The sequence below is a fragment of the Hydrogenophaga sp. NFH-34 genome (assembly GCF_021401345.1).
Lineage (GTDB): Bacteria > Pseudomonadota > Gammaproteobacteria > Burkholderiales > Burkholderiaceae_C > Hydrogenophaga > Hydrogenophaga electricum.
The window spans coordinates 1-23,476 of the sequence record NZ_JACBGE010000014.1 but is presented as its reverse complement, the minus strand read 5'-3'; the positions used below and the strand labels follow the sequence as shown (position 1 = coordinate 23,476).

Genomic DNA, 23,476 nt, shown 5'->3' with positions numbered 1-23,476 from the left:
CCGCTTTCAGCGGTGCCCGTGTGACCCGGTGGGCGAAGGGGCAGCCGCCCGGCTCTTGACCACCGCGTAGCGCTGCAGCGTGCGCTCGCGCGCCTGGGCGTGGTCGACGACGGGTGCGGGGTAGGTGGCCCCCAGTTGCACGCCCGCCGCCAGCAGTTCGAGTTCCCGTGCCTGCCAGGGGGCGTGCACCGCGTTGTCGGGCAGGGCCTGCAAGGCGGGCAGGTAGCGGCGGATGAACTTGCCTTGCGGGTCGAATTTTTCGCTCTGTGTCACCGGATTGAAGATGCGGAACCAGGGCTGGGCATCGCAACCGCTGGAAGCCGCCCATTGCCAGCCGCCGTTGTTGGCCGCGAGGTCGTAGTCGATCAGGTGGTCGGCGAAGTAGCGTTCGCCCCAGTGCCAGTGCAGGCCCAGGTCCTTGACCAGGAAGCTGGCCACCACCATGCGCAGCCGGTTGTGCATGTAGCCGGTCTGGTTGATCTGCGCCATCGCTGCGTCCACCAGCGGGTAGCCGGTGCGGCCTTCGCGCCAGGTGTCGAAGAGGGTCTGGGCGTGTTTGCCGTGTTCGAAGCGGATGGCGTCGTATTCGGGCCGGAAGGCCCGCTCTACCACGTGCGGGAAGTTGGCCAGGATCTGGTGGTAGAAGTCGCGCCAGATCAGCTCGCCCAACCAGGTGGAGGCGCCTTGCAGGCCTTGCAGGTGCATCTGGTAGGCCACGGAGGCGACCTGGCGGATGGAGATCGTGCCGAAGCGCAGGTGGACGCTCAGGTAGCTGGGGCCTTTGATCGCCGGGAAGTCGCGCGTCTCGTGGTAGCGGTCGATGCGCTCGACAAAATCCTCGAACAGGCGCTGCGCCCCGCGGGCGCCGGTGGGCAGGGGCAGTTGCGACAGGTTGGTGGGCGCGAAGTCGATGTCGGACAGGCGCGGCACCGGGGTGTTCCATTCGCCGCCCTCCGGGCCAGGCAGCGGCGCCAGGCTGGCGGCGTGGCGGTCGATGGGGTAGGGCTGCAGGTAGAACGGGGTCAACGCCTTGAGCCAGGCGTTGCGGTAGGGCGTGAACACGCCAAAGGGCTGTCCGGCCTGCGTCAGCACCTCGCGCCGCTCGAAGACCACGTGGTCCTTGAAGCCGTGGAACATGATGCCGGCGTGCGCGAGCGACCCGAGCACGTGGGCGTCGCGTGCCTTGGCGTCGGGTTCGTCGTCGTGGTTGGCAAACACGGCCTGCACGTGCAGGGCCTGGGCGATGGCCGGGATGGCGTCGCGGGCGCGGGCATGGCGCACGATCAGCCCGGTGGCTACTTGGCCGTGCGCGGCGCCGAGGGCACGCAGCCGCTGGTCCAGATCGACCAGCGACTCGCGAATGAACTCCACCCGGCGGTCTGCTTCGAGTCCACGCGCCAGCAGCGGGTCGAGAATGTCGGTGTCGAAAACGAACACGCACCAGACCTGCCGGCACTGGCGCAGCGCGTGGTGCAGGGCGGCGTTGTCTTCCGCCCGCAGATCGCGGCGGAACCACATCAGGCCTCGGTCGTAACGGTTCATGCGCAACTGCGTGAAAGGGGGCTGAAGGTGTGCGGGTGGGCCGGAGGGGGCCGCTTAAAATCACCGGATGCCCGCTGATTTTGCCCCCATCAATCTGACCAATCACTTCCTGATTGCGATGCCCGGCCTCAGCGACGAGCTTTTCGGCCGCAGCGTGGTGTTCATGTGCGAGCACAGCGAGCGCGGCGCCCTGGGGCTGGTGATCAACAAACCCAGCGACATCCTGCTGCCCCAGCTGTTCGAAAAAGTGGAACTGCCACTGCAGCGCGACGACCTGAGCGCGTTGCCGGTGTTCCAGGGCGGGCCGGTGCAGACCGAGCGCGGCTTCGTGCTGCACGACGCCATCGAGGCGGGCGAGGGCGAATCGGTCTACGCCTCCACGATGTCGATTCCGGGCGGGCTGGAGATGACCACCTCGCGCGACGTGCTCGAAGCCATGGCTTCGGGTGCGGGGCCGCGCCGGGTCTTCGTGACCCTGGGCTATGCCTCCTGGGGGCAAGGCCAGCTTGAATCCGAGATCACCGAAAACAGCTGGCTGACGGTGGAGGCCGATCCGGCGCTCATCTTCGACGTGCCGGTGACCGAACGCTACGACCGGGCCATGGCGCTGCTGGGGCTGCAGTCCTGGATGCTGTCGCCCGATGCGGGGCATGCTTGATGCACACCCCCTGCGCCGCTTCGCGTCTTCCCCCTCTCTCGCCTGCGGCGGGAGGGGGACGGCAGCCGTGGCCCGGCCAAGCCGGTTCCACGCTGCCCTGCGGATTGGGGCTTCCCTTCGTTGGCGTGGGGTTTCTTTCCAACCCTTCGCGTGTTGCGGAGTTGGCCTGATGGCGTCGTCGCCTTTTTCGGGCCAGACATTTCTGGCCTTCGACTATGGTCTCAAGCGCACCGGGGTGGCCACGGGCAACCGGCTTACGGGCACGGCCACGCCGCGTGGCACGATCACGGCCGAGGGCGATGCGCGTTTCGTGCAGATCGCCACGAGGCTGAAGGAATGGCAACCCGATGCGCTGGTGGTGGGCGTGCCGTTCCACCCCGATGGGGCCGCGCACGAGAACACGGCGCGGGCGCAGAAGTTCGCCCGCCAGTTGCGGGGCCGTTTCGGTCTGCCGGTGTTCGAGGTGGACGAGCGCTACAGCACCACCGAAGCCCACAGCCTGGGCGCCCGCGACGCCGACAGCGCGTCAGCCTGCATCATTCTGGAACAGTTTCTGAGGAGCCTGCCGTCATGACTTCCCCGACCCCGTTGCCCGATGCCGAGCAACTGTATGGCGCGCTGCTCGCGGGGGTGAAAGCCCTGGCCGCCGCCACGCCGCAGCCGATCCACCTGGCGGGCATTGCCTCCGGCGGCGCCTGGCTGGCCGAGCGCCTGCACCGCGACCTGGGGTGGCCCGGGGCGCACGGCGTGATCTCGTCGGCCATGCACCGCGACGACTTTGCGCGCCGCGGCCTGGCGCACAGCGAACAGACGGCGCTGCCGTTCGAGATCGCCGGTGCCCACGTGCTGCTGATCGACGACGTGCTCTACACCGGGCGCACCATCCGCGCCGCACTCAACGAGCTGTTCGACTACGGCCGCCCGGCCAGCGTGCAACTGGCGGTCCTGATCGACCGTGGCGGCCGCGAACTGCCGGTGGAAGCCACCTTCAGCGCGGCGCGGCAGGCCCTGCCGGAAGGCCAGTCGATCGAGCTCGGCCGCGACGCCGACGGCCGCCTGCATTTCGTGCTGGAAAACAAGGAAGCCTGAACACCATGGCCCGCAACCCGCAACTCAACAAGAACGGCGAGCTGATCCACCTGCTGTCCACCGAAGGCCTGTCGCGCGACATCCTCACGCACATTCTGGACACCGCGACCAACTTCGTCAGCGTCAGCGACCGCGAGGTCAAGAAGGTGCCGCTGCTGCGCGGCAAGAGCGTGTTCAACCTGTTCTTCGAAAACAGCACCCGCACCCGCACCACTTTCGACATCGCTGCCACGCGCCTGTCGGCCGACGTGTACACGCTGGACATCGCGCGCAGCTCCACCGCCAAGGGCGAGTCGCTGCTCGACACCATCGCCAACCTCTCGGCGATGGCGGCCGACATCTTCGTCGTGCGCCACAGCGAAAGCGGCGCGCCCTACCTGATCGCCCAGCACGTGGCGCCCCACGTGCACGTGGTCAATGCCGGCGATGGCCGCCACGCGCACCCCACGCAGGGCATGCTGGACATGTACACCATCCGGCACTACAAGAAAGACTTCAGCAACCTGTCGGTGGCCATCGTCGGTGACGTGCTGCACTCGCGCGTGGCGCGCAGCGACATCCACGCGCTGACCACGCTGGGCTGTCCCGACGTGCGTGTGGTCGGCCCGCGCACCCTGGTGCCCAGCGACCTCTCGCACCTGGGCGTGCGCGTGTGTCACACGCTGGAAGAGGGCATCAAGGACTGCGACGTGGTGATCACGCTGCGCCTGCAGAACGAGCGCATGAGCGGCGCGCTGCTGCCGTCGAGCCAGGAGTATTTCAAGAGCTTCGGCCTGACCATCGAGCGCCTGCGCTGGGCCAAACCCGATGCCATCGTCATGCACCCGGGCCCGATCAACCGCGGCGTCGAAATCGAGTCGGCCGTGGTCGACGGGCCGCAGAGCGTGATCCTGCCGCAGGTGACCTTCGGCATCGCGGTGCGCATGGCGGTGCTGAGCATCGTGGCCGGGAACGAGGCATGACTGTGCCCGCCTCGCCGTTCTGGAGCCCGGCGATCCGCGGCCTGCACGCCTACGTGCCGGGTGAGCAGCCGCAGGGTGAAGGCTGGATCAAGCTCAACACCAACGAGAGCCCGTACCCGCCGTCGCCGCGCGCGCTGGCCGCGATCCGGGCCGCGGCAGACGAGCGCCTGCGCCTGTACCCCGACCCCCAGTCGCTGGCGCTGCGCCAGACCGTGGCCAGCCGTTTCGGTCTGGAGGCTGCGCAGGTGTTCGTGGGCAACGGCTCCGACGAGGTGCTGGCGCTGGCCTTCATGGCGCTGCTGCGGCATCAGCGGCCGGTGCTGTTTCCCGACATCACCTACAGCTTCTACCCGGTCTACGCCAACCTGTACGGGGCGGCCTTCGAGCAGGTGCCGCTCGATCCGCAGTTCGCGGTGCGGGTCGCCGACTACGAACGGCCCAACGGCGGCATCCTGCTGCCCAACCCGAACGCGCCCACCGGCGTGGCCCTGCCGCTGGCCGACATCCGGGCGCTGCTGCGGGCCCACCCGACGTCGGTGGTGGTGATCGACGAGGCCTATGTGGATTTCGGCGCCGAGAGTGCCGCCGCGCTGGTGCCCGAATTCCCGAACCTGCTGGTGGTGCAGACGCTGTCCAAGTCGCGCGCGCTGGCCGGTCTGCGGGTCGGGTTCGCGCTCGGCCAGGCGGCGCTGATCGAAGCGCTCACCGTGGTCAAGGACAGCTTCAATTCCTACCCGCTGGACCGTCTGGCCCAGGCTGGCGCGCAGGCGGCGCTGGCCGACGAAGCGCACTTCGAACACACGCGGCAGCAGACCATCGCCTCGCGCGAATGGCTGGCGGCGGCGCTGGCGACGCGCGGTTTTGCCTGTTTGCCGTCGTGTGCCAACTTCCTGTTCGTGGCGCACCCGGACCACCCGGCCGCCGGCCTGATGCAGGCGCTGCGCGAGCGGCGTATCCTGGTGCGGCATTTCCGCCAGCCCCGCATTGACAACCACCTGCGCATCACCATCGGCACGCAGGCCGAATGCGAGCGCCTGGTGGCGGCCATCGACGAGGTGTTGGCGTGACGTCCCCCTGCGCCGCTTTGCGACGTCTCCCCCCTCTGGCGCAGCCCGGTGTGGTGCGGGGAGCGGCTGCGGCGCGTGGCATCCCTGAATGGAAAGAACGACCGGTCGCCGGTCAGCGAGTTGAGGCAGCATGAAGATCCTGATCCAGAACGGCCGCGTCATGGACCCCGCCACCGGGCGCGATGAAATCACCGACATCGCGATCGCCGCCGGGCGCATCATCGCGGTCGGCAACGTGGCGGCCGACTTCCACCCCAACCGCACCATCGATGCCAGCGGCTTGGTGGTGGCGCCGGGGCTGGTCGATCTGGCCGTGCGCCTGCGCGAGCCGGGGCAGGAACACGCGGGCATGCTCGAAAGCGAGATGGCCGCGGCCGCCGCCGGCGGCGTGACGGCGCTGGTCTGCCCGCCCGACACCGACCCCGTGCTTGACGAACCGGGCTTGGTCGACATGCTCAAGTTCCGAGCCGAAAAGCTGCACCAGTCGCGCGTGTTCCCGCTCGGGGCGCTCACGCGCGGCCTGCAGGGCGAGGTGCTGACCGAGATGGCCGAGCTGACCGAGTCGGGCTGCATCGGTTTCGGCCAGGCCGAGGTGCCCATCGTCAACACCCAGGTGCTGCAGCGCGCGTTGCAGTACGCGGCGACGTTCGGCTACACGGTCTGGCTGCGGCCGCAGGACCCGTGGCTGGGCAAGGGCGTGGCCGCCAGCGGCCCGCTGGCCACGCGCATGGGCCTGTCGGGCATCCCGGTCACGGCCGAAACCATCGCCCTGCACACCCTGTTCGATCTGCTGCGCAGCGTGCACAGCGCCAGCCGCGCGGCTGGCGAAAAAGGCCTGCGCGTGCACCTGTGCCGCCTGAGCAGTGCCGCCGGGCTGGAGCTCGTGCGCCAGGCCAAGGCCGAGGGGCTGCCCGTGACCTGCGACGTGAGCGTGCACAACCTGCACCTGGCCGATGTGGACATCGGCTATTACGACAGCCGCCTGCGCCTGCAGCCGCCGGTGCGCCAGCAGCGCGACCGCGAGGCCCTGCGCGCCGGCCTGGCCGATGGCACGGTCGATGCCCTGGTGTCCGACCACAACCCCGTCGACAGCGACGCCAAGGTGCTGCCGTTTGCCGAAGCCGAGCCTGGAGCGACGGCGGTCGAGCTGCTGCTGGGCCTGTCGGTCAAATGGGCGCAGCAGGAGGGGCTGGGCCTGATGCAGGCGCTGGCCGCGCTGACCACCGGGCCGCAGCAGGTCCTGGGCTCGGCGCTGGGCACGCTGCAGCACAGCGTCGGGCAGATCGCCGTCGGGGGGGTGGCCGATCTGTGCCTGTTCGACCCGAACGACAGCTGGGCGGTGCAGCCCGGTCAGTTGCGCAGCCAGGGGGTGCACACACCCTTCGAAGGCCATGAAATGCCGGCGCGCGTGCGCTGGACCCTGGTGGGCGGCTACGTCGCCTACGAAGGCAGGGGCTGAGGTGGCGGCGGGCCGACGCTCGCCCCTGCAGGCGGCGTGGCGCATCGTGCGTGCCGTGACCCATGTGCTGCGCGGCATCTGGACCATCCGCAGCGAATTCGGCCGTCTGACGCCCGAGGCCTGCGACCTGCTGGTGCGCGAATGGTCGCGGCAGATGCTGGGCATCCTGGGCGTGGCGCTGCGCGTGCAGGGGGAGCTGCCCTCCCGCGGGCCGGTGCTGCTGGTGGCCAACCACAGCTCCTGGCTCGACATCCTGGTGATGAACGCGGCCCAGCCGGTGCGCTTCGTGTCCAAGGCCGACGTCAAGCGCTGGCCGGTGCTGGGCACCCTGGTGACCGGTGCCGGCACGCTCTTCATCGAACGGGAAAAACGCCGCGACGCCATGCGCGTGGTGCACCAGATGGCCGAGGGTCTGCGCGGCCATGCCCGGCTGGCGGTCTTTCCTGAAGGCACCACGGGCGACGGCCGCGCGCTGCTGCCTTTTCATGCCAACCTGATCCAGGCCGCCATCGTGGCCGAGGCGCCCGCGCTGCCCGTCGGTCTGCGCTTCGTGGACACGGCCACCGGCGAGCCCAGCGAGGCGCCGCTGTTCGTGGGCGACACCACCTTGCTGCAATCGGTGTGGCGCACGCTGCGCACCACGGGGGTCGGGGCGGAGGTGTTTTACGGCGATCCCCAGCGGGCCGACGGGCGCGACCGCCGCGCCTGGGCCCGCGATCTGCGTGTGGCGGTGGGCGGCCTTTGCGGTGCGGCCACGCCCGATACGGCGCACAGTCTTCCTGATCGGCGCGGGCTTCCTTCATAATCGGGGCCATGCAATCCCTGCGCGCTGCCACCACGCTCGCACGCCTCGTCCTGGCGTGGTTCGTGTTGACGCTGGGCGTTGCGGTGGCCTCGCCGATCATTCAGCCCCACTCGGTGGAGATGGTGTGTTCGGCGGCGGGCAACATGAAGCTGGTGGTGGTGGACAGCAACGGCGAAGCCGTGGTCTCGCCCCATTCGTCGCTCGATTGCCCGGCGTGCCTCGTGGTCACGCCGCCCACGCCGGCCATCGCGTGGGATTTTGAACCGGTGCAGCCGCTCAGCCAGGCGCTGCATCCTTTCACGGCCGCACACATCGCGGCCCTGACCGGGGCACCACTGCCCCCCCGCGGCCCGCCGGCCGCCGCCTGAACGGTCGCCGGCTTCCGCGTTCCGGGCTCTGTGGCCCGTGACATCGCGGCGGTGAACGGCGGCAATCGGTTCGGTATCGCAGCGGCAGGCCCGCCCGGTACCGATCTTCTTGCGGTGGTCAGGCCCCAGGGGCCCCGTCCGATCTGTGGCCCTGTCGAACCGGGGCGGGTCGACGGTGATGGTGGATCTTCATGGTTTCTTTGCGATGGTGGGCGTGCTGCGTATCGGCAGGCGCCTTGTTCATGCCCGCGGCCGCCTGGCCGCAGACCGCCGCGCCCGCTGCGGCGCCCCTTCCGGTGTTGCCCACGGTGGAGGTCCGCGCCAGCGGGTCGGTCGACGCGCTGGCCGAGCAAGCCCAGGAGCAAGCCCGGGAAGCCCTGTCACAGCGTGCTGGTGGCACGGCGCTGGTCACGGCCGACAGCTTCCGCCAGGGGCGCGCTGCCACGCTGACCGATGCCCTGGCCTGGGCGCCCGGGGTGCTGGCCCAGACCCGGCACGGGCAGGAGGCGCGGTTTTCCATCCGGGGTTCGGGCATCCAGCGCGGGTTCCTGATGCGGGGCATCCAGATCTACCAGGACGGCACACCGCTGAACCAGGCCGACGGGGCCGGTGATTTCCAGTCCGTCGATCCGCTGTCCACGCAGTACGTCGAAGTCTGGCGCGGCGCCAACGCGCTGGAGTACGGGGCCAACGGCCTGGGGGGTGCGGTGAACTTTGTCTCCCCCACTGGCCTGACGGCGCCGCGCGCGTCGCTGCGGCTGCAGGCGGGCTCTTTCGGCCAGCAGCAGGTGCAGGCCAGCCTGGCCGGCCGCCATGAGGCGCTGGATGGCTATCTCAGTGTCAGCGACAGCCGCCAGGACGGCTGGCGCGAACAGTCGGCCACGCGGACCCGCCGCGTTTCGGCCAACGTGGGGGCACAGGTGGGGGAGGGGCTGGAGCTGCGCGCCTTCCTGGCTTACCTTGATGCCGATCTGCAGATGCCCGGCAGCCTGACCCGTGCGGCCCTGAACACCGATCCGCGTCAGGCCGCGCCCGGTTATGTGAACCAGAACGCGGTCAACAACTACACGCGCACCCGGGGGGCCGTGCGGGCCACGTGGCAGCTCAGCGACCAGGTGCGCTGGACCACCGTGGCCCACACCTCCGAGCGCGACCGGTTCCACGCCATGACCATGGGGATCCTCCAGCAGGACCTGCGCGACAGCGGTTTCGATTCGCGCGTGGTGGCCGCGTGGGGCCCAGCGGGGCTGACGCGGCAGCTCACGGCCGGCCTGTCCTCGGCCCGTCTCAAGGGGGAAGAATGGCGCTTCGCCAATGTGGGCGGGCAGGCCGGCGCGGCCACCGGCCGCAATACCTTGCGTGCGCGCCAGGACACGCTGTACGGCGAATACGCGCACGGGCTGGATGAACGCTGGACCGTGCAGGCCGGGGCCCAGGCGGTCCGGGTGAAGCGGCGGGTAGACAACCACACCACGCCTTCGGCCAGCTACGACACCGCATTCGACCATGTGGCCCCCAAGCTGGGCGTGCTGTACGCGCTGACCCCGACGGCCCAGGCCTACGCCAACGTGAGTGGCAGCGACGAAGTGCCGCCCATTGGCGAGATGGTGGTTCGGCCGCAATGGCCGCTGGGCCATCCGCAAAAGGCCACCACGGTCGAAGCGGGCTGGCGCGGTCGCGCGGGGGACCTTTCGTGGGACATGGCGGTCTACCACGCGCGGGTCCGCCACGAACTGCTGGCACTCACCGACGCCACCGGCGCAGCGCTGGGCACGACCAACGCCGACCGCACCGTGCACCAGGGGCTGGAGCTGTCGGCCAGCGTGCCGGTGGCGCCGTCGTTCGCGTTGCGCCTCCAGTACCTCTACAACGACTTCCGCTTCGACGGTGATCCGCTCTATGGCGACAAGCGCCTGGCCGGCATTCCGCCGCACCTGCTGCGTGCCGAACTGCGCTGGAAGGCCGCGCCGTGGCTGACCGTGACGCCCGGTCTGGAGTGGTTGCCCGGCAAAACCTGGGTCGACCACGCCAACACCGTGTCGGCCCCGGGGTACGCGCTGTGGAACCTCTCGTTCAGCGGCGAACTGGGCCAGGGCTGGAGCTGGTTCGTCGAAGGCCGCAATTTGAGCGATCGCCGCTACGTGGCCACCACCGCGGTGCAGGCCCAGGTGCGGGGCGCCGACGGGGCCTATTACTTCCCGGGCGACGGCCGCGCGGTCTACGCCGGCCTGAGCTGGCGCATGCCCTGAGCGTTGCCTGTTATTTCTTTCTGTTTTCCATCCCCTGTCCAAGGAGCTTACCCATGAAAACCTTCATCACCGCCAGCCTCATGGCCCTGGCTTCGCTGAGCGCCGCCGCCCACGACGGCCACGCCCACGGCAGCACCAGCGTCGACGTCAAGGACGCCTGGGTGCGTGCCACCGTCGCCCAGCAAAAAGCCACCGGCGCGTTCATGCAGCTGACGGCCAAGGCTGACAGCAAGCTGGTGGCCGTGCAGTCGCCCGTCGCCGGCGTGGTGGAAATCCACGAAATGGCGATGGACAACAACGTCATGAAAATGCGCGCCCTGCCGGCCGGGCTGGAGTTGCCCGCCGGCAAGGCCGTGGAACTCAAGCCCGGTGGCTACCACGTGATGCTGATGGATCTGAAGAGCCAGGTGAAAGCCGGTGACACCGTGCCGCTGACCCTGGTCTTCGAAGGCAAGGACGGCAAGCGCGAGACCGTCGAGCTGCAGGCGCCCGCCCGTCCGATCAACAGCGCCGGCATGGCCGCGCCCCAGGGCGACCAGGGTGGCCACGGCGCGCACAAGCACTGACCGGAGAAGCCCTGAGGCGCTGATCCCGCTCGCCCGATGACCCTCTCCCGCCTGTCCGTCACGGCCCGTGGCCTCACCCGCTGGGTGCTGGCCATGATGCTGCTGGCCAGCCTGGCGCCCGCGTTCTCGCGCGCGCTGGGGGCCGGTGGCGGGCCGCCGGGCGCGGCGGCGCCGGGCAGCGGCTGGGTGGAGATTTGCGGCCCCGGCGGCATCCGCTGGGTGCAGGTCGACGTGGCCAGCGCCCAGGCCCAGGCGGCGGAGCCGGCGCGCGAGCAGCCCGCTGCAGGGCTGCATGCTGGCGCGCTCGACCACTGCGCGCTGTGCGGCCTGTCGCTGGACCGCTGCCTGCCCGATGAAACGCCCACGCTCGGCCTGCCGGCCGGGCTGCTGATGCGCCTGTCGCGGGCGCCACCGGCCGAGCCGGTGATACCGGCCCCCACCGGGCCGCTGCCTGCCCGGGGTCCTCCGGCCTGAACCGCTCGGTGAGGCGGCGCTGGTGCGCCGCCGGGGGCAGACCCGGTCGGGCCTGCCTGTCTTCCGGCCTTTCAGGAGCAGGACATGTCTTCTCTTTCGTCTTCTTCGTCGGCGGTGCTCGTGTGCCCCGCCTCCCAATCCGTGTTCGCCAGCGGCGAGCGCGGGCCGCTCTGGCGTGTGGTCAGCGGCGAAATCCGTATCGATCGCGTGATCGGCCACACCCGGCAACTGGTGCAGGTCGCCCTGGCTGGTGACCTGGTGGGCATCGAAGCCCTGTGCGACCAGGCCTACCGCTACAGCGCCACCGCGCTGACCCCGGCGCGGCTCGCTTCTGTGCGTTTTGACAGCGATGCCGAACGCGACACCCTGCTGCGCCAGGCGCTCATGCAGCAGCAGACGCGTTGCCAGGACATGGCCGCCTTGCGCACCGGGCCGGTTCCGCAGCGGCTGGTGCACCTGCTGCAACTGCTGGGCCATGCCTGGCGGCAGGCCCAGGGCGACGACGCCGAGGCGCGCGCGCTGTCTGACCACATCCGCGAGGCGCTGCCTGCCCTGCGCGAAGTGGCCCAGGTGGTGGACGCCAAACACGAAACCGTCTGCCGCGCACTGGCGCGCCTGCTGCCGCCGCGCAGCCGCAAGCCCGGGCCGCCTGCCACCCAGACGCCGGCGCTGCGCTGGTTTGCCAGCGCCAACGACGCGTCCGCCCCGGCATGGCAGGCCGCGGCGGCCTGAACCTCTTTTTTCCATCTGTCGACAGGTCCGAGGAGACAAACATGACACCCCATCCCGCCCAGGCCGAACGGGCCGCCGCCCCGCGCCAACCCGCGCTGGGCCGATTCCACGCCCTGGCCTGGCGCTGGCATTTTTACGCCGGCCTGTACGTGGTGCCTTTTCTGCTGATGCTGGCCGTGACCGGGCTGGTGATGGTGTTTTTCACCGGTTTCCAGACCCGGTTGGGCATGAAGATCGTGGTCAGCCCGCAGGCGCAGACCGTGCCGGTGAGCACGCAGGCCGAGGCCGCGTTGGCGCAGTGGCCGCAAGGGCAGTTGCGCAGCTACCTGGCGCCCAAGACCGCCACCGCGCCCAGTTGGTTTGACGTGGGGGTGGATGGCCGCACCGAATCGGTGGCTGTGGACCCGTACACCGCCAGCGTGATCCGTGTCGTGAACAAGGAAGACACCGTCTTCGCCTGGGCCGAGAAGATCCATGGCACGCTGCTGATTGGCGACGTGGGCGATCGCCTGATCGAAATCGCCGCCGGCCTGGGCATCGTGCTGATTCTCACCGGGCTGTACATGGCCTGGCCGCGCACCCCCGGGGGCTGGCGCCAGCTGTTCTGGCCCGGTTGGGCGCAGCGGGGTCGCGCGGCCTGGAAGGCCTGGCATGTGAGCGTGGGGGCCTGGATCGGCGTGATCCTGCTCGGCTTTCTGCTCAGCGGGCTGGCCTGGTCGGGCGTGTGGGGCAACCAGTTCGTGCAGCCCTGGGGCAGTTTCCCGGCCACCAAGTGGGACAACGTGCCGCTGTCCGACGCCACCCACGCCAGCCTCTCGGCCAACGGCCTCAAGGAAGTGCCCTGGGGGCTGGAGCAGACGCCGCTGCCCGTGTCCGGTTCGCAGGCCGGCGCCCCCGGCATTCCGTCCGGCCAGCCGGTCAACCTCGACGCCGTGGCCGACTTCGCGCGCCGCAGCGGCTTCAGCGGGCAGTTCCGCATCGCCGTGCCGCAAAGCGAGAGCGGCGTCTACACCGTCAGCGCCGACAGCATGAGCGGCGACCTGAGCAACCCCACCCACGACCGCTATCTGCACATCGACCGCTACAGCGGCCAGGTGCTGGCCGAGGCCGCGTTTGCCGACTACTCGCCCATGGCCAAGGCCATGGCCGTGGGCATTGCGCTGCACCAGGGCGACATGGGGCTGTGGAGTGCGGTGCTCAACGTGGTGTTCTGTCTGGCGGTGGTGTTCCTGTGCGTCAGCGGCATCGTCATGTGGTGGAAGCGCCGTCCCGCTGGCGCCGGCCGTCTGGTGGCCCCCGGCGTGCCCGCCCGCGCCGCGCGCTGGAAGACCGGGGCGCTGGTGATGCTGGTTACGGCGGTGCTGTTCCCGCTGTCCGGCGCCGTGCTGCTGGGCGTGCTGCTGCTCGACTGGCTGGTGATCTCGCGTCTGCCAGCGCTCAAGACCGCGCTGAGCTGACCGGCCGCGCATTCAAGGAGTTTTTCATGCAACGACGAATGGTCTGGAGCGCCGCCGTGGCGCTGTCCCTGGGAGCGCTGGGGGTCGTGGCCCATGCGCACGACTTCAAGGCCGGTGCACTGCGCATCGATCACCCCTATGCCACCCCCACACGGCCGGGCCTGAACACCGGCGCGGTGTATTTCCGCGGCATCAGGAACACCGGTCGCACGCCCGACCGGCTGCTGTCGGCCACCACGCCCGCTGCCGAACGTGTGGAGATCCACCGGATGCAGATGGACGGAGACGTGATGCGCATGCGGGCACAACCCGCGCTCGATCTGCCGGCCCAGACCACCGTGTCGCTGCGGCACGGCGATGCCCAGGGGGTTCACCTCATGTTGCTGAACCTGAAGTCACCTTTGCGGGACGGAGACCGCTTCCCGGTGACGCTGGTGTTCGAACACGCCGGCACGCACACCGTCACGGTTTGGGTCCAGACACCCCGTGCAGAGAAGCCCGGGGCCCTCGCCCCCCACGCGCACTGACGCCGTTTTTGTTCCTTTCAGACATTTTGGAGATCGTGATGCACCGTCCGTTTTTACTGGCCACCTCCCTGGCTCTCTCGGCCCTGCTGGCAGCATGCGCCTCGGCGCCGACAGCGAGCGGGACGCAGCCCGTGACGTTGAACTTTGCGGCCGAAGTCCTGGGTCAGCCCTTCCAGTGCGGCCAGCGCTATACCGGTATCGGCAGCACCGGTTCGACCGTCACCCCTTCGGACTTCCGTTTCTACGTCAGCGAAGTCCATATGCTCACGGCCGGCGGTGAGGCGGTGCCCGTGCAACTGGCCCAGGACGGCGTCTGGCAGTTCCAGAACGTGGCGCTGCTCGACTTCGAGAACGGCGCGGGCGTGTGCCGCAATGGCACCACGGGCATGAACACCCAGGTGCGGGGCACGGTACCGGCCGGCAGCTACACCGGTGTGCGTTTCACGCTGGGGGTGCCTTTCGCGCTCAACCATGGCGACCCGACGGTGGCCCCCTCGCCGCTGAACAGCACGGCGATGTTCTGGAACTGGCAGGGTGGTTACAAGTTCCTGAAGTTCGACACCACCTCCAGCGGCCTGTCCCCGGAGAAGCCGGGCGCTGCAGGCCCGCAGGGCCCGACCACGCGTTATTCGGTGCACCTGGGCAGCACCGTGTGCGCTGCCGCCAGCCGCACCAGCGCGCCCAGCGCCTGCCAGAACCCCAACCGCGTGGTGGTTGCGTTCCCGGACTTCGATCCGGGCCGCCACACCGTGGTGGCCGATATCGGCCGCGTGCTCGCTCAGGCCAATGTGGACGTCAACGCTCCCCAGACCTCACCGGGCTGCATGAGCTTTCCGGGCGATGCCGATTGCCCGCCCGTGATGGGGGCGCTGGGCCTGCCTTTCGACGGTCAACCCGCTGCGGGGCTCCAGCAACTGTTCAGCCGCCGCTGATCGCGGGCGCATTCCCGCTCCGAGTGTTCGTGCTTTTTCCAAGAAACCCCATGACGATCTTTCGATACACCCCCTGTGCCCTGGCACTGGCTTCCTGCAGCATGGCCGCGTGGGCCGAGGCCCCCCCGGTCGAACTCGAGACCGTGGTGGTCGTGGCCAACAAGCAGCGCGAGAGCGTGGAGCGCACAGCGGCCTCGGTCAGTGCCGCCGATGCCGGACAGATCGAGGACTGGCAGGCGACCACCCTGCAACCGGTGCTGCGTGCGATGCCCAATGTCGAGCTGGGCGGGGGGCAGCGCGCCGACGGTCTGGTTCCCACCATCCGGGGGGCTTCGGGCGCATCGATCACCCTGTTGCTCGACGGCGCGCGGCAGAACGATCTGCAGTCGCCCGCGATGAAGTCGCCGCTGTACGCGGATCCGTACTTCCTGCGCCAGGTGGAGGTGCTGCGGGGCGCGGCCTCGGCGCTGTACGGCACGGGCGGCAACGGCGGCGTGCTGGCGCTGACCACCCTGTCGGCCCGCGATCTGCTGACCGATGGACACAGCGTGGGCGGCGGGGTCCGGCTGGGCCATGCCAGTGCCGACGGCGCCAACCGGGTGAATGCCCGGGTCTACGGCGGCAATGACCGCGTGGACGCCTTGCTGGCCGTGGGGCGGCACAGCTGGGGGAAGATCCGCCAGGCGCGGGGTACCTACATCGACCCGAACGACGGCGACGCTGACACGGGCCTGCTCAAGCTGGGGGTCCAGCCGGTGTCGCAGGCACGGCTGGAACTGTCGCACCAGTTCTACAACAGCGACAACCTGGCTCCCAACAACCCGCAGGTGGGGGTCTACCGGAAAGTGACCGACACCGCGTCCATTCCCTATCTGCAGCCGACCCACATCCGGCAGCACAACACTGTCCTCAAGGGGCATTGGGAACCGGAAGATCCGGCGACCGGCCTGCAGGCCGAGGCCAGCGTGTACCGCTCGGAGCTGGACAGCCGTCTCGACGCTTTCGGCACCGACCCGCGCTACCAGAATGCGCCCATTGCCAATCGCCAGCGCACGGTCACCACCACAGACGGTGCCCACTTCCATCTGGCCCGGGCGTGGGGGGCGCACCGGCTCTCTGTGGGGGGCGACCACTACCGGGACGCGCTCGACTCGGCCTCGGGCACCGCCACGCTGGCGGTCAATCCGGTGAACCCTGCGGGCATCCGCGAAGGCACGGGCTTGTACGGGCAGGCCCAGTGGGCGCTGGCACCCCGGTGGACCTTCACATCCATCGTGCGCCATGATCGCTTCCAGGCGCGGCAGCAGCAGGGTTCGGTTGCGGCGCGCTCGGCCAGCCGGCTGTCGCCCAAAGCCACGCTCGCCTGGGCGTCGGACGACGGATGGCTTCTGTACGGCAGCTATGGCGAAGGCTTCCGCGCACCGGCGGTCAACGAGCTGTACCAGCGCAGCACGTTCGGCACCTTCACCTGGTTCTTGCCCAACACAGATCTGCGGCCCGAAGTGGACCGGACCGCCGAACTCGGCGCCAAATTCCTGCGGCGGGATCTGTGGTCGGCAGGGGATCGGCTCTCGGTGCGCGCGGCGGTGTTCGACTCGCGCGTCCGGGACCTCATCACCAGCGTCAACCTGGGCAACATTCCTGGTCAGACGGCCTGCGCAGCCACGGGCCTGGGTTGTCGCTACCAGTACCAGAACATGCCCCATGCACGGCGCCAGGGTGCGGAAGTCGAACTCGCCTACCGCCAGGGACTGTGGCAGTACCAGGCGGGCTACGGGCGCGTTCGTGTGACCGATCCGGATGCCGGGCAGAACCTGTTTGCGCCCCCCGACAAACTCGTATTTCAGGTTCAGCGGCAGTGGCCCGCTCACAACCTGAGCGTGTCGTGGAACAGCACTCTCGTGGCGGCGCAGGATCGCGACAGCACGGTCCTGCGCCGCCGGAATGGCTACAGCCTGCACGACGTGTTCGTGAGCCGAACCTTCGCGGACGATCGCTACCGCGTGGACGTGGGCATCACCAACCTGTTCGACAAGGCCTGGGTGGCTTACCAGTCGGGCAATGCCTACGCCAACACCTTCCAGGAAGGGCGCAGCTTCAAGGTGGCCTTCCATGCGACGTTCTGACGGTGCCCGGTGGTTTCGCCGGGGCCTGTTCGGACTGACCGTGGCCGGGGCCTGGCTGCTGCTTTCGGGCAGCACGCGCGAGGTGTTCGTGTGGGACCTGCCCGCGTGGGTACCGCCTCCGGTGGTGCCGGCCGACAACCCGATGACGCCGGCCAAGGTCGCGCTGGGGCGGCACCTGTTCTACGACCAGCGCCTCTCGGCCGATGGCACGCAGGCCTGCGCCAGCTGTCATCACCAGGAAAAGGCCTTCACCGATGGCCTGGCCGTGGCCACCGGCGTGACGGGTGTCACCGGCACGCGCAGCGCCATGGCGCTGGGCAACGTGGCTTACATGCCCACCCTGACCTGGGCCAATCCGCAGCTCACCTCGCTGGAAGTCCAGGCCCTGGTGCCGCTGTTCGGCGAGCACCCGGTGGAGATGGGGCTGGCGGGCCAGGAGCAGGCACTGTTCGAGCGCCTGCGTGCCGACGCCACCTACCAGCGGCTGTTTGCCCAAGCCTTTCCGGACGAGGCCCGGCAGGGCCCTGCGGTGCTGTACACACTCTCGACCCTGACCAAGGCGATCGCGGCCTTCCAGCGCACGCTGCTGTCGTTCGACAGCCCCTACGACCGCTACCGCTATGGCGGCCAGCCCGATGCCATCAGCGTCGCGGCCCGCCGGGGCGAGGCCCTGTTTTTCGGCGAGAAGATGGAGTGCTACCACTGTCACGGGGGCTTCAACTTCAACGACAACGTGCTGCACGCAAGGCTGCCTTTCGCTGAAAAAGGCTTTCACAACACGGGGCTCTACGACGTGGACGGCCGTGGCGCCTACCCGGCCGACAACCCTGGCGTGGTCGAGTTCACCGGCGATCCTGCGGACACCGGCCGGTTCCGCACACCCAGCCTGCGCAATGTGGCGGTCACGGCGCCCTACATGCACGACGGCTCGGTGGCCACGCTGGCCGCGGTCATCCGCGAGCACTACGCCGTGGCCGGCCGCGCCGCACACACCCAGGGTCGGCCCAATCCCATGCGCAGCGAACTGGTGGCCGGCTTCGACGTGAGCGACGCCGAGGTGGCCGACCTGGTGGCCTTTCTCGAATCGCTGACCGATGCGCGGTTTCTGACCCGTCCCGAATTGGGCGACCCGTGGCCACGCCCGGCTTCTGCAAGCGGCTCGTCGCCACCCTGATTGACCACCAACCGAGGAGATGATTTTGATGAACACCCCGAAACGCCCCACCGCCAGGACCGTCGTTGCCCTGGCCTGCGCCGCCGCGGCGGCCCCGCTTGCACAAGCCCAGTCTGCACCCGCGTTGCCGGTGCTGCCGACGGTGGTCGTGACCGGCGTCCCCGAGAGCTACCAGGCGCCAGTCAGCGACACCGCTACCCGCACCGACACACCATCGCTGCAAACCGCCCAGAGCATCCAGGTCGTGCCCCGCGCGGTCATCGACGACCAGAACGCGCTGACGCTCACCGACGCCGTGCGCAACGTTTCCGGTGTGCAGCACGACTTCGGCTTCAACGGTTCCCTGCAGCCGCTGCTCATCCTGCGCGGCTTCCCCACAACATCGATGACGGCCATGAGCTCGATGTCCGGCAGCTCCAGCTACTACCTGGACGGCACCAAGGTCATGGGCGTGCCCATCAACATGGCCAACGTGCAGGCGGTCGAGGTGATCAAGGGGCCCTCCAGCGTGCTCTACGGCCGTGCCGAGCCGGGCGGGCTGGTCAACGTGGTCACCAAGCCCATCGCTGCCGTTCCCGAATGGGGTTTCGAGCAGACCATCGGCCAGCGCGGTCTCTCGCGCACCCTGATCGAAGCGGCCGGCGCACTCAACACCGACGCGACCCTGCGGGGCCGGGTGGCCGTGTCCCACTACACCACCGACTCGATCCGCGACTTCGTCGAGGATCGCCTGAGCAGCTTCACCGGCGGCCTGGCCTGGGTGCCCAACGCACGCACCAGCGTCACCGCCACGCTGGACCATTCCGACAACCGCTACCGCACCGACTACGGCATTCCCGCCGTGGGCGACCGGCCTGCCGACCTGCCCTGGTCGCGCCAGTACAACGACTCGCCCTACCTCTCCAGCGCGAAGACCACGAGCTTCAAGCTCGATGCCTCGCACCGGTTCAACGACACCTGGCAGCTCAAGGGCCGGTTGCTGAGCCTGAACAGCGACACCGCCGAAATGGACATCGCCACCTACCGCGCGGACCTCGGCATGGGCATGCTGCCCGGCCAGACCTGCCCTGGCACGGGTGACCCGCTGTGCCGTTACTACTTCGGCGTGCGCCCTGATGGCCGCTACCAGGTGGATCAGTTCAACGCGGACCTGACCGGCAAGTTCCAGACCGGCGGCGTCGGCCACACCGTGCTGGTGGGTTTCGACACCTACCGCACGAAGAAGACCGGCACCACCTACATGCAGCAGATCTCGTCGGTGGATGTCTACAACCCCATGCTGGGCCACACACCGGGGCTGGACCCGATGATGGCCATGCCGCAGGACTACGACGACCACAACCGCTGGACCAGCTTCTACGTGCAGGACCAGCTCGCGCTGGGCCATGGCGTGTTCCTGACCGGCGCTCTGCGCCACGACCGCACCAACGCAGTGTTCGGTATGCCGGGCACCGAACCCAACAAGCAATCCTTCACCACGCCGCGCCTGGGCGCCGTGTGGCAGTTCGCGCCCAACCAATCCGTGTACGCCCAGTACCAGGATGCGGTCGCGGCCAACAACGGCCGCGACACCGTCACGGGCGCCGCCCTGGCGGCCGAGCGCGGCCGCCAGGTCGAGGTCGGCCACAAGATCGAGCTGTTCGACGGCAAGCTCAATTCCACGGTCGCCCTGTTCCAGCTGACCAAGCGCAACCGCGGCGCTTCGGTGCTCGATCCGCGCTCGCCCACTGGCACCAATGTGGTCACCATGGGCGAGGCGGTCGCGCGCGGCTTGGAGTGGGACATCTCGGGCCAGGTGACCTCGAAGCTGTCGCTGATCGGCTCCTACGCCTACACCGACACCGAAGTCACCCGGGACCCGACCTACCAAGGCATGAAGCTGGCCAACGTGGCCCGGCACGCCGCGAGCCTGTGGGCGCGCTACGCCATCGACAGCCAGTGGGCGGTGGGTGGCGGCGTGTTCGCGCAGAGCGCGCGACCAGGGGATTCCGGCAACACCTTCCGGATGCCGGGCTACGCCCGCGTGGATGCCATGGTGGCCTACCGCTTTGCGCTGGGTGCCAGCAAAGCGTCCCTGCAGTTCAACCTGGACAACGTTTTCAACCGCAAGTACTACACCAGCAGCCACCAGTTCGTGCAGGACTGGATCAAGCTGGGCAACCCGCGCACCGCCAAGCTCACGCTGCGCGTGGACTACTGAGGCGCGACCATGAGCACCGCTGAACGGCGAGGGTTCCTCCGCGCGGCCGCGGCCGCACTGGCCACCTCGCCATGGCTGGCCCGTGGCGAGGCGGCAGCGCCCAGGCAGGCGCCGGCTCCGCACGACATGAGCCACCTGCCCGCCTCCTGGACCGGCCAGGAGCAGATCGGCCTGCTGCTCTACCCGGGCATGACCGCGCTGGATGTCGTGGGACCGCAGCACATGTTCGCCGGGTTGATGGGGGCCACGGTGCACCAGGTCGCCAAGACCCTGGCACCGGTGGAGAGCGACACCCAACTCGTGTTCTCGCCCACGGTCACGCTGGCCCAGTGCCCCCGCGATCTGGACATCCTGTTCGTGCCCGGTGGTGGCGCGGGCACCGTGGCGGCCATGCAGGACGCGCAGACCCTGGCGTTTCTGGCCGAGCGCGGCAGCCGCGCCAAACTGGTGAGCAGCGTCTGCACCGGCTCGCTCTTGCTGGGTGCGGCCGGTCTGCTGCGCGGCTATCAGGCGACAACACACTGGGCAACACACGCGCTGCTGGCCGACGTCGGCGCCACGCCGGTCCACGCGCGCGTGGTCCACGACCGCAACCGCATCACCGGCGCCGGTGTGAGCGCGGGCCTGGACCTGGGTCTGGCCATCGTCGCCATGCTGCGCGACACCGCCTACGCACAGACCATGCAGTTGCTGGCCGAGTACGCGCCCGAGCCGCCGTTCAACGCGGGCACACCGCACACCGCGCCGCCGGCCGTCACCGCCATGGTTTCGGACATGTTCAAGGACTTCACGCCACAGGTCCGCGCGGCCCTGGCGCAGGCCCAGGGCACCCGGCCCACCACCCACCGATGACCCCCGGATGCCGAACACCATGACACAACGCTTCGGAACGCCGGGGGGGATGCGCGGCCTGGGCACCGCCGCGCTGGCCGGTGCGTTGGCCCTGTGCGGCTGCGGAGAACAGCCCGCACCGCGCGCAGCGCCACCGGCCATCGAAGGGCGGCCGGCCGATGATGCGGCGCCGAAGGCACCACTGCCACAGGAGATCACGCCCGAGAACCATGCCTGGGTCATGGACGCGATCCTGGGCAGACCCAAGCACCCGATCCGCCAGATCGGCATCCTGGTCTACGACGGCGTCAACGACCTGGATTTCATGGGGCCACGCTACATCCTGGGCCAGGCGGGTGCCACCACACGGCTGATCGGTGTGAAGCAGGGGCCGATCAAGACCGTGATGGGGGTGCAGGTCATCCCCGACACGGTGATCGATGAGGTGAAGCAGCTCGACATCCTGATCATTCCCGGCGGCTTCACCGGCACCATCGAAGCTGCTTACGACAATAAGGTGCTCGACTGGATTCGTCTGATCGACCAGGGCACCACCTACACCGGCGCCATCTGCACCGGCGTGTGGATTCTCGGCGCCACCGGTTTGCTGGAGGGCAGGCGCGCTTCCACCAACTGGTACCGCGAAGAGGCATTTCTCCAGAAGTACAAGGCCATTCCGGCCAACGAGCGCTACACGGTCGACGGCAAGTACTGGACCTCGGCCGGCGTCACCGCCGGCATGGACATGTCGCTGGCGCTGCTCAACGACAACTGGGGCCATCGCTACACCCAGGGCGTGATGCTCGACATGGAGTACGACCCCGCACCACCGATCCAGGGGGGGACGCCCGAGAAGACCAACTGGCTGGTGACGTGGATGCTCACGGCCATGTACGACGCGGGCGTCAACCCCTTGGTCGAACGGTTGGAGCGGGCGCGTGCATCCGCGAAGCGTTGACCGGTGCAGGATCCGCCGGGCTTTTCGCTACAGTCCGGAAAGCGGTCTGCGACGGGCGTGCAGGCCTTCGCAACCAGAAAGGGCTTGATGGTGTTCAGTCGGCGCAACGCGGTGGTGTTGCTGGTGGTGCTGCTGCACGGGGGGGTGCTCTGGGCGCTGCAGACCGGCCTGCTGCACCGGGCGGCCGAGGTGGTGGTGCCGGTGCAGGTACTGGCCCAGTTGATGGAGTCACCGCCTGCGCCAGCGGTCGCTCCGCCACCAGCGTCCCGGCCTCTGCCGCAGGCACCTCCAGCGGCGCCGGCCCGCCCGCGCCCGGTGCCTGCGCCGCCTGCACCCGTGCCCGCAACGTCCTTGCCACCCGTGCCGGCCGATGCCGAGCCGGACCGCGCACCGCGGGTGGCGCCCGTGCCCCCGTCTGCGGCCAATCCCGCCTCCGCCTCCGCCGTGGTGGTGGCCCCGCCGGCCACCTCAGCCCCCACACCGGCGCCTGCAACGCCCGCCGCACCCCAGGTGGTGCTGCCTTCCAGCGATGCCCGCTACCTGTACCGGCCCCTGCCGGTCTACCCGCGGCTGTCCGAACGGCGCATGGAGCACGGCACCGTGGTGCTGAAGGTGTGGGTGCGCGCCGACGGCTCGGTCGACCAGGTGGAGGTCGAGACCTCCAGCGGCTTTCCCCGGCTGGACCGGGCGGCGCTGGACGTGGTGCCGCGATGGACCTTCGTGCCCGGGACCGTGAACGGGGTGCCGCAGCGCCTGCCCGTGCTGGTGCCGGTGCGTTTCGATGCCCCCAACTGAACCGGTCGCCACGGCCTGGATGCCCTTTTAGCAAGGATCGCCATGAACCCCTCTTTCGCCTCCTCCGGCCTGGCCCACGTGTGGACCCAGGGCGATGCCGTCACGCGCAGCGTGGCCGCCGTGCTGCTGATCATGTCGCTGACCACCTGGGTCATCATCCTGCTCAAGGTGCTGGACCAGCGTGCCCAGCGCCGCCAGGCCCGCGCTTGCGAGAGCTTCTGGCACAGCGCCGACTTCGCCGAAGGCATGGACAAGCTCGGCGCGGAGCCCGGCAACCCTTTCCGCAACCTCGCCCTCGAAGGCCGCGAAGCCGCCCGCCACATCGTGCACAAGGAAGGCAGCGCGCCCCAGCTGCACGACAGCCTGGACGTCAGCGACTGGATCGAGCGCGGCCTGCGCCGCAGCCTGGACGACCACCTGGCGCGCGCCCAGGGCGGCCTCACGGTGCTCGCCTCCATCGCCTCCACCGCCCCCTTCGTGGGCCTGTTCGGCACCGTCTGGGGCA

Annotated in this window: 23 protein-coding genes; 22 read left to right on the top strand and 1 reads right to left on the bottom strand. The window is 69.4% G+C overall.

The window, feature by feature from the left end; translation table 11 throughout:
- Nucleotides 1-6: 6 nt before the first annotated feature.
- Nucleotides 7-1,542 (bottom strand): cryptochrome/photolyase family protein, encoded by a 1,536-nt coding sequence (locus L0977_RS14405; protein WP_234265541.1) that lies wholly within the window; start codon nt 1,540-1,542, stop codon nt 7-9.
- 67 nt (nt 1,543-1,609) lie between these two features.
- Between L0977_RS14405 and L0977_RS14400 the strand changes: the two genes are divergently transcribed.
- The 22 genes from L0977_RS14400 to L0977_RS14295 form a co-directional block, all read left to right on the top strand.
- A complete protein-coding gene (locus L0977_RS14400; RefSeq protein ID WP_234265540.1) occupies nt 1,610-2,200 on the top strand; it encodes a YqgE/AlgH family protein in 591 nt (196 codons plus the stop codon).
- 169 nt (nt 2,201-2,369) lie between these two features.
- Entirely contained in the window at nt 2,370-2,774 is a 405-nt protein-coding gene (gene ruvX / locus L0977_RS14395) for a Holliday junction resolvase RuvX (RefSeq protein ID WP_234265539.1), read from the top strand.
- Nucleotides 2,771-3,289 carry a bifunctional pyr operon transcriptional regulator/uracil phosphoribosyltransferase PyrR gene (pyrR, locus tag L0977_RS14390; protein WP_234265538.1) on the top strand — a complete coding sequence of 173 codons (519 nt, stop codon included), beginning with the start codon at nt 2,771-2,773 and terminating at the stop codon, nt 3,287-3,289. Before ruvX ends, pyrR begins: the two co-directional genes overlap by 4 nt.
- Before the next feature lie 5 nt (nt 3,290-3,294).
- Nucleotides 3,295-4,251: an aspartate carbamoyltransferase catalytic subunit gene (locus tag L0977_RS14385; protein ID WP_234265537.1), complete on the top strand. Its 957-nt coding sequence runs from the start codon at nt 3,295-3,297 to the stop codon at nt 4,249-4,251.
- Nucleotides 4,248-5,318, top strand: a complete 1,071-nt coding sequence (gene hisC, locus L0977_RS14380; RefSeq protein WP_234265536.1) for a histidinol-phosphate transaminase — start codon at nt 4,248-4,250, stop codon at nt 5,316-5,318. The genes L0977_RS14385 and hisC overlap by 4 nt, the downstream gene beginning before the upstream one ends.
- A 130-nt stretch (nt 5,319-5,448) precedes the next feature.
- Nucleotides 5,449-6,777, top strand: coding sequence for a dihydroorotase (locus L0977_RS14375; RefSeq protein WP_234265535.1), 1,329 nt, complete (start codon nt 5,449-5,451; stop codon nt 6,775-6,777).
- Between the two features lies 1 nt (nt 6,778).
- Nucleotides 6,779-7,582, top strand: a complete 804-nt coding sequence (locus L0977_RS14370; protein WP_234265534.1) for a lysophospholipid acyltransferase family protein — start codon at nt 6,779-6,781, stop codon at nt 7,580-7,582.
- A gap of 8 nt (nt 7,583-7,590) precedes the next feature.
- Nucleotides 7,591-7,950 carry a DUF2946 domain-containing protein gene (locus L0977_RS14365; RefSeq protein WP_234265533.1) on the top strand — a complete coding sequence of 120 codons (360 nt, stop codon included), beginning with the start codon at nt 7,591-7,593 and terminating at the stop codon, nt 7,948-7,950.
- Between the two features lie 242 nt (nt 7,951-8,192).
- On the top strand, nt 8,193-10,199 hold the full coding sequence (locus L0977_RS14360; protein ID WP_234265532.1) for a TonB-dependent receptor family protein: 2,007 nt from the start codon (nt 8,193-8,195) through the stop codon (nt 10,197-10,199).
- A gap of 53 nt (nt 10,200-10,252) precedes the next feature.
- Nucleotides 10,253-10,765 (top strand): copper chaperone PCu(A)C, encoded by a 513-nt coding sequence (locus L0977_RS14355; protein WP_234265531.1) that lies wholly within the window; start codon nt 10,253-10,255, stop codon nt 10,763-10,765.
- 36 nt (nt 10,766-10,801) lie between these two features.
- A complete protein-coding gene (locus L0977_RS14350) occupies nt 10,802-11,239 on the top strand; it encodes a DUF2946 family protein (RefSeq protein ID WP_234265530.1) in 438 nt (145 codons plus the stop codon).
- 84 nt (nt 11,240-11,323) lie between these two features.
- On the top strand, nt 11,324-11,971 hold the full coding sequence (locus L0977_RS14345) for a Crp/Fnr family transcriptional regulator (protein ID WP_234265529.1): 648 nt from the start codon (nt 11,324-11,326) through the stop codon (nt 11,969-11,971).
- Between the two features lie 41 nt (nt 11,972-12,012).
- The gene (locus L0977_RS14340; RefSeq protein ID WP_234265528.1) at nt 12,013-13,428 is read left to right on the top strand and encodes a PepSY-associated TM helix domain-containing protein; all 1,416 of its coding nucleotides are present in this window, start codon (nt 12,013-12,015) and stop codon (nt 13,426-13,428) included.
- Between the two features lie 26 nt (nt 13,429-13,454).
- Nucleotides 13,455-13,955 carry a copper chaperone PCu(A)C gene (locus L0977_RS14335; protein WP_234265527.1) on the top strand — a complete coding sequence of 167 codons (501 nt, stop codon included), beginning with the start codon at nt 13,455-13,457 and terminating at the stop codon, nt 13,953-13,955.
- Nucleotides 13,956-13,993: 38 nt separating this feature from the next.
- Entirely contained in the window at nt 13,994-14,887 is an 894-nt protein-coding gene (locus tag L0977_RS14330) for an MbnP family copper-binding protein (protein ID WP_234265526.1), read from the top strand.
- 50 nt (nt 14,888-14,937) lie between these two features.
- Nucleotides 14,938-17,013 (top strand): TonB-dependent receptor domain-containing protein, encoded by a 2,076-nt coding sequence (locus tag L0977_RS14325; RefSeq protein WP_234265525.1) that lies wholly within the window; start codon nt 14,938-14,940, stop codon nt 17,011-17,013.
- Nucleotides 17,000-18,187 carry a methanobactin export MATE transporter MbnM gene (locus L0977_RS14320; RefSeq protein ID WP_234265524.1) on the top strand — a complete coding sequence of 396 codons (1,188 nt, stop codon included), beginning with the start codon at nt 17,000-17,002 and terminating at the stop codon, nt 18,185-18,187. Before L0977_RS14325 ends, L0977_RS14320 begins: the two co-directional genes overlap by 14 nt.
- A 28-nt stretch (nt 18,188-18,215) precedes the next feature.
- A complete protein-coding gene (locus L0977_RS14315; protein WP_234265522.1) occupies nt 18,216-20,387 on the top strand; it encodes a TonB-dependent siderophore receptor in 2,172 nt (723 codons plus the stop codon).
- Nucleotides 20,388-20,396: 9 nt separating this feature from the next.
- Nucleotides 20,397-21,239 carry a DJ-1/PfpI family protein gene (locus L0977_RS14310; protein WP_234265521.1) on the top strand — a complete coding sequence of 281 codons (843 nt, stop codon included), beginning with the start codon at nt 20,397-20,399 and terminating at the stop codon, nt 21,237-21,239.
- 19 nt (nt 21,240-21,258) lie between these two features.
- The gene (locus L0977_RS14305) at nt 21,259-22,176 is read left to right on the top strand and encodes a DJ-1/PfpI family protein (RefSeq protein ID WP_234265520.1); all 918 of its coding nucleotides are present in this window, start codon (nt 21,259-21,261) and stop codon (nt 22,174-22,176) included.
- Between the two features lie 87 nt (nt 22,177-22,263).
- Nucleotides 22,264-22,971, top strand: coding sequence for an energy transducer TonB (locus tag L0977_RS14300; protein WP_234265519.1), 708 nt, complete (start codon nt 22,264-22,266; stop codon nt 22,969-22,971).
- A gap of 42 nt (nt 22,972-23,013) precedes the next feature.
- On the top strand, nt 23,014-23,476 hold a 463-nt coding region (locus L0977_RS14295), incomplete at its 3' end, for a MotA/TolQ/ExbB proton channel family protein (protein ID WP_234265518.1).

Excerpts from the sequence above, each read along its gene's own strand:
- L0977_RS14405 (WP_234265541.1), bottom strand. The coding sequence starts at position 1,542 with ATGAACCGTTACGACCGAGGCCTGATGTGGTTCCGCCGCGATCTGCGG.
- L0977_RS14400 (WP_234265540.1), top strand. The coding sequence starts at position 1,610 with ATGCCCGCTGATTTTGCCCCCATCAATCTGACCAATCACTTCCTGATT.
- ruvX (WP_234265539.1), top strand. The coding sequence starts at position 2,370 with ATGGCGTCGTCGCCTTTTTCGGGCCAGACATTTCTGGCCTTCGACTAT.
- pyrR (WP_234265538.1), top strand. The coding sequence starts at position 2,771 with ATGACTTCCCCGACCCCGTTGCCCGATGCCGAGCAACTGTATGGCGCG.
- L0977_RS14385 (WP_234265537.1), top strand. The coding sequence starts at position 3,295 with ATGGCCCGCAACCCGCAACTCAACAAGAACGGCGAGCTGATCCACCTG.
- hisC (WP_234265536.1), top strand. The coding sequence starts at position 4,248 with ATGACTGTGCCCGCCTCGCCGTTCTGGAGCCCGGCGATCCGCGGCCTG.
- L0977_RS14375 (WP_234265535.1), top strand. The coding sequence starts at position 5,449 with ATGAAGATCCTGATCCAGAACGGCCGCGTCATGGACCCCGCCACCGGG.
- L0977_RS14365 (WP_234265533.1), top strand. The coding sequence starts at position 7,591 with ATGCAATCCCTGCGCGCTGCCACCACGCTCGCACGCCTCGTCCTGGCG.
- L0977_RS14360 (WP_234265532.1), top strand. The coding sequence starts at position 8,193 with ATGCCCGCGGCCGCCTGGCCGCAGACCGCCGCGCCCGCTGCGGCGCCC.
- L0977_RS14355 (WP_234265531.1), top strand. The coding sequence starts at position 10,253 with ATGAAAACCTTCATCACCGCCAGCCTCATGGCCCTGGCTTCGCTGAGC.
- L0977_RS14350 (WP_234265530.1), top strand. The coding sequence starts at position 10,802 with ATGACCCTCTCCCGCCTGTCCGTCACGGCCCGTGGCCTCACCCGCTGG.
- L0977_RS14345 (WP_234265529.1), top strand. The coding sequence starts at position 11,324 with ATGTCTTCTCTTTCGTCTTCTTCGTCGGCGGTGCTCGTGTGCCCCGCC.
- L0977_RS14340 (WP_234265528.1), top strand. The coding sequence starts at position 12,013 with ATGACACCCCATCCCGCCCAGGCCGAACGGGCCGCCGCCCCGCGCCAA.
- L0977_RS14335 (WP_234265527.1), top strand. The coding sequence starts at position 13,455 with ATGCAACGACGAATGGTCTGGAGCGCCGCCGTGGCGCTGTCCCTGGGA.
- L0977_RS14330 (WP_234265526.1), top strand. The coding sequence starts at position 13,994 with ATGCACCGTCCGTTTTTACTGGCCACCTCCCTGGCTCTCTCGGCCCTG.
- L0977_RS14325 (WP_234265525.1), top strand. The coding sequence starts at position 14,938 with ATGACGATCTTTCGATACACCCCCTGTGCCCTGGCACTGGCTTCCTGC.
- L0977_RS14320 (WP_234265524.1), top strand. The coding sequence starts at position 17,000 with ATGCGACGTTCTGACGGTGCCCGGTGGTTTCGCCGGGGCCTGTTCGGA.
- L0977_RS14315 (WP_234265522.1), top strand. The coding sequence starts at position 18,216 with ATGAACACCCCGAAACGCCCCACCGCCAGGACCGTCGTTGCCCTGGCC.
- L0977_RS14310 (WP_234265521.1), top strand. The coding sequence starts at position 20,397 with ATGAGCACCGCTGAACGGCGAGGGTTCCTCCGCGCGGCCGCGGCCGCA.
- L0977_RS14305 (WP_234265520.1), top strand. The coding sequence starts at position 21,259 with ATGACACAACGCTTCGGAACGCCGGGGGGGATGCGCGGCCTGGGCACC.
- L0977_RS14300 (WP_234265519.1), top strand. The coding sequence starts at position 22,264 with ATGGTGTTCAGTCGGCGCAACGCGGTGGTGTTGCTGGTGGTGCTGCTG.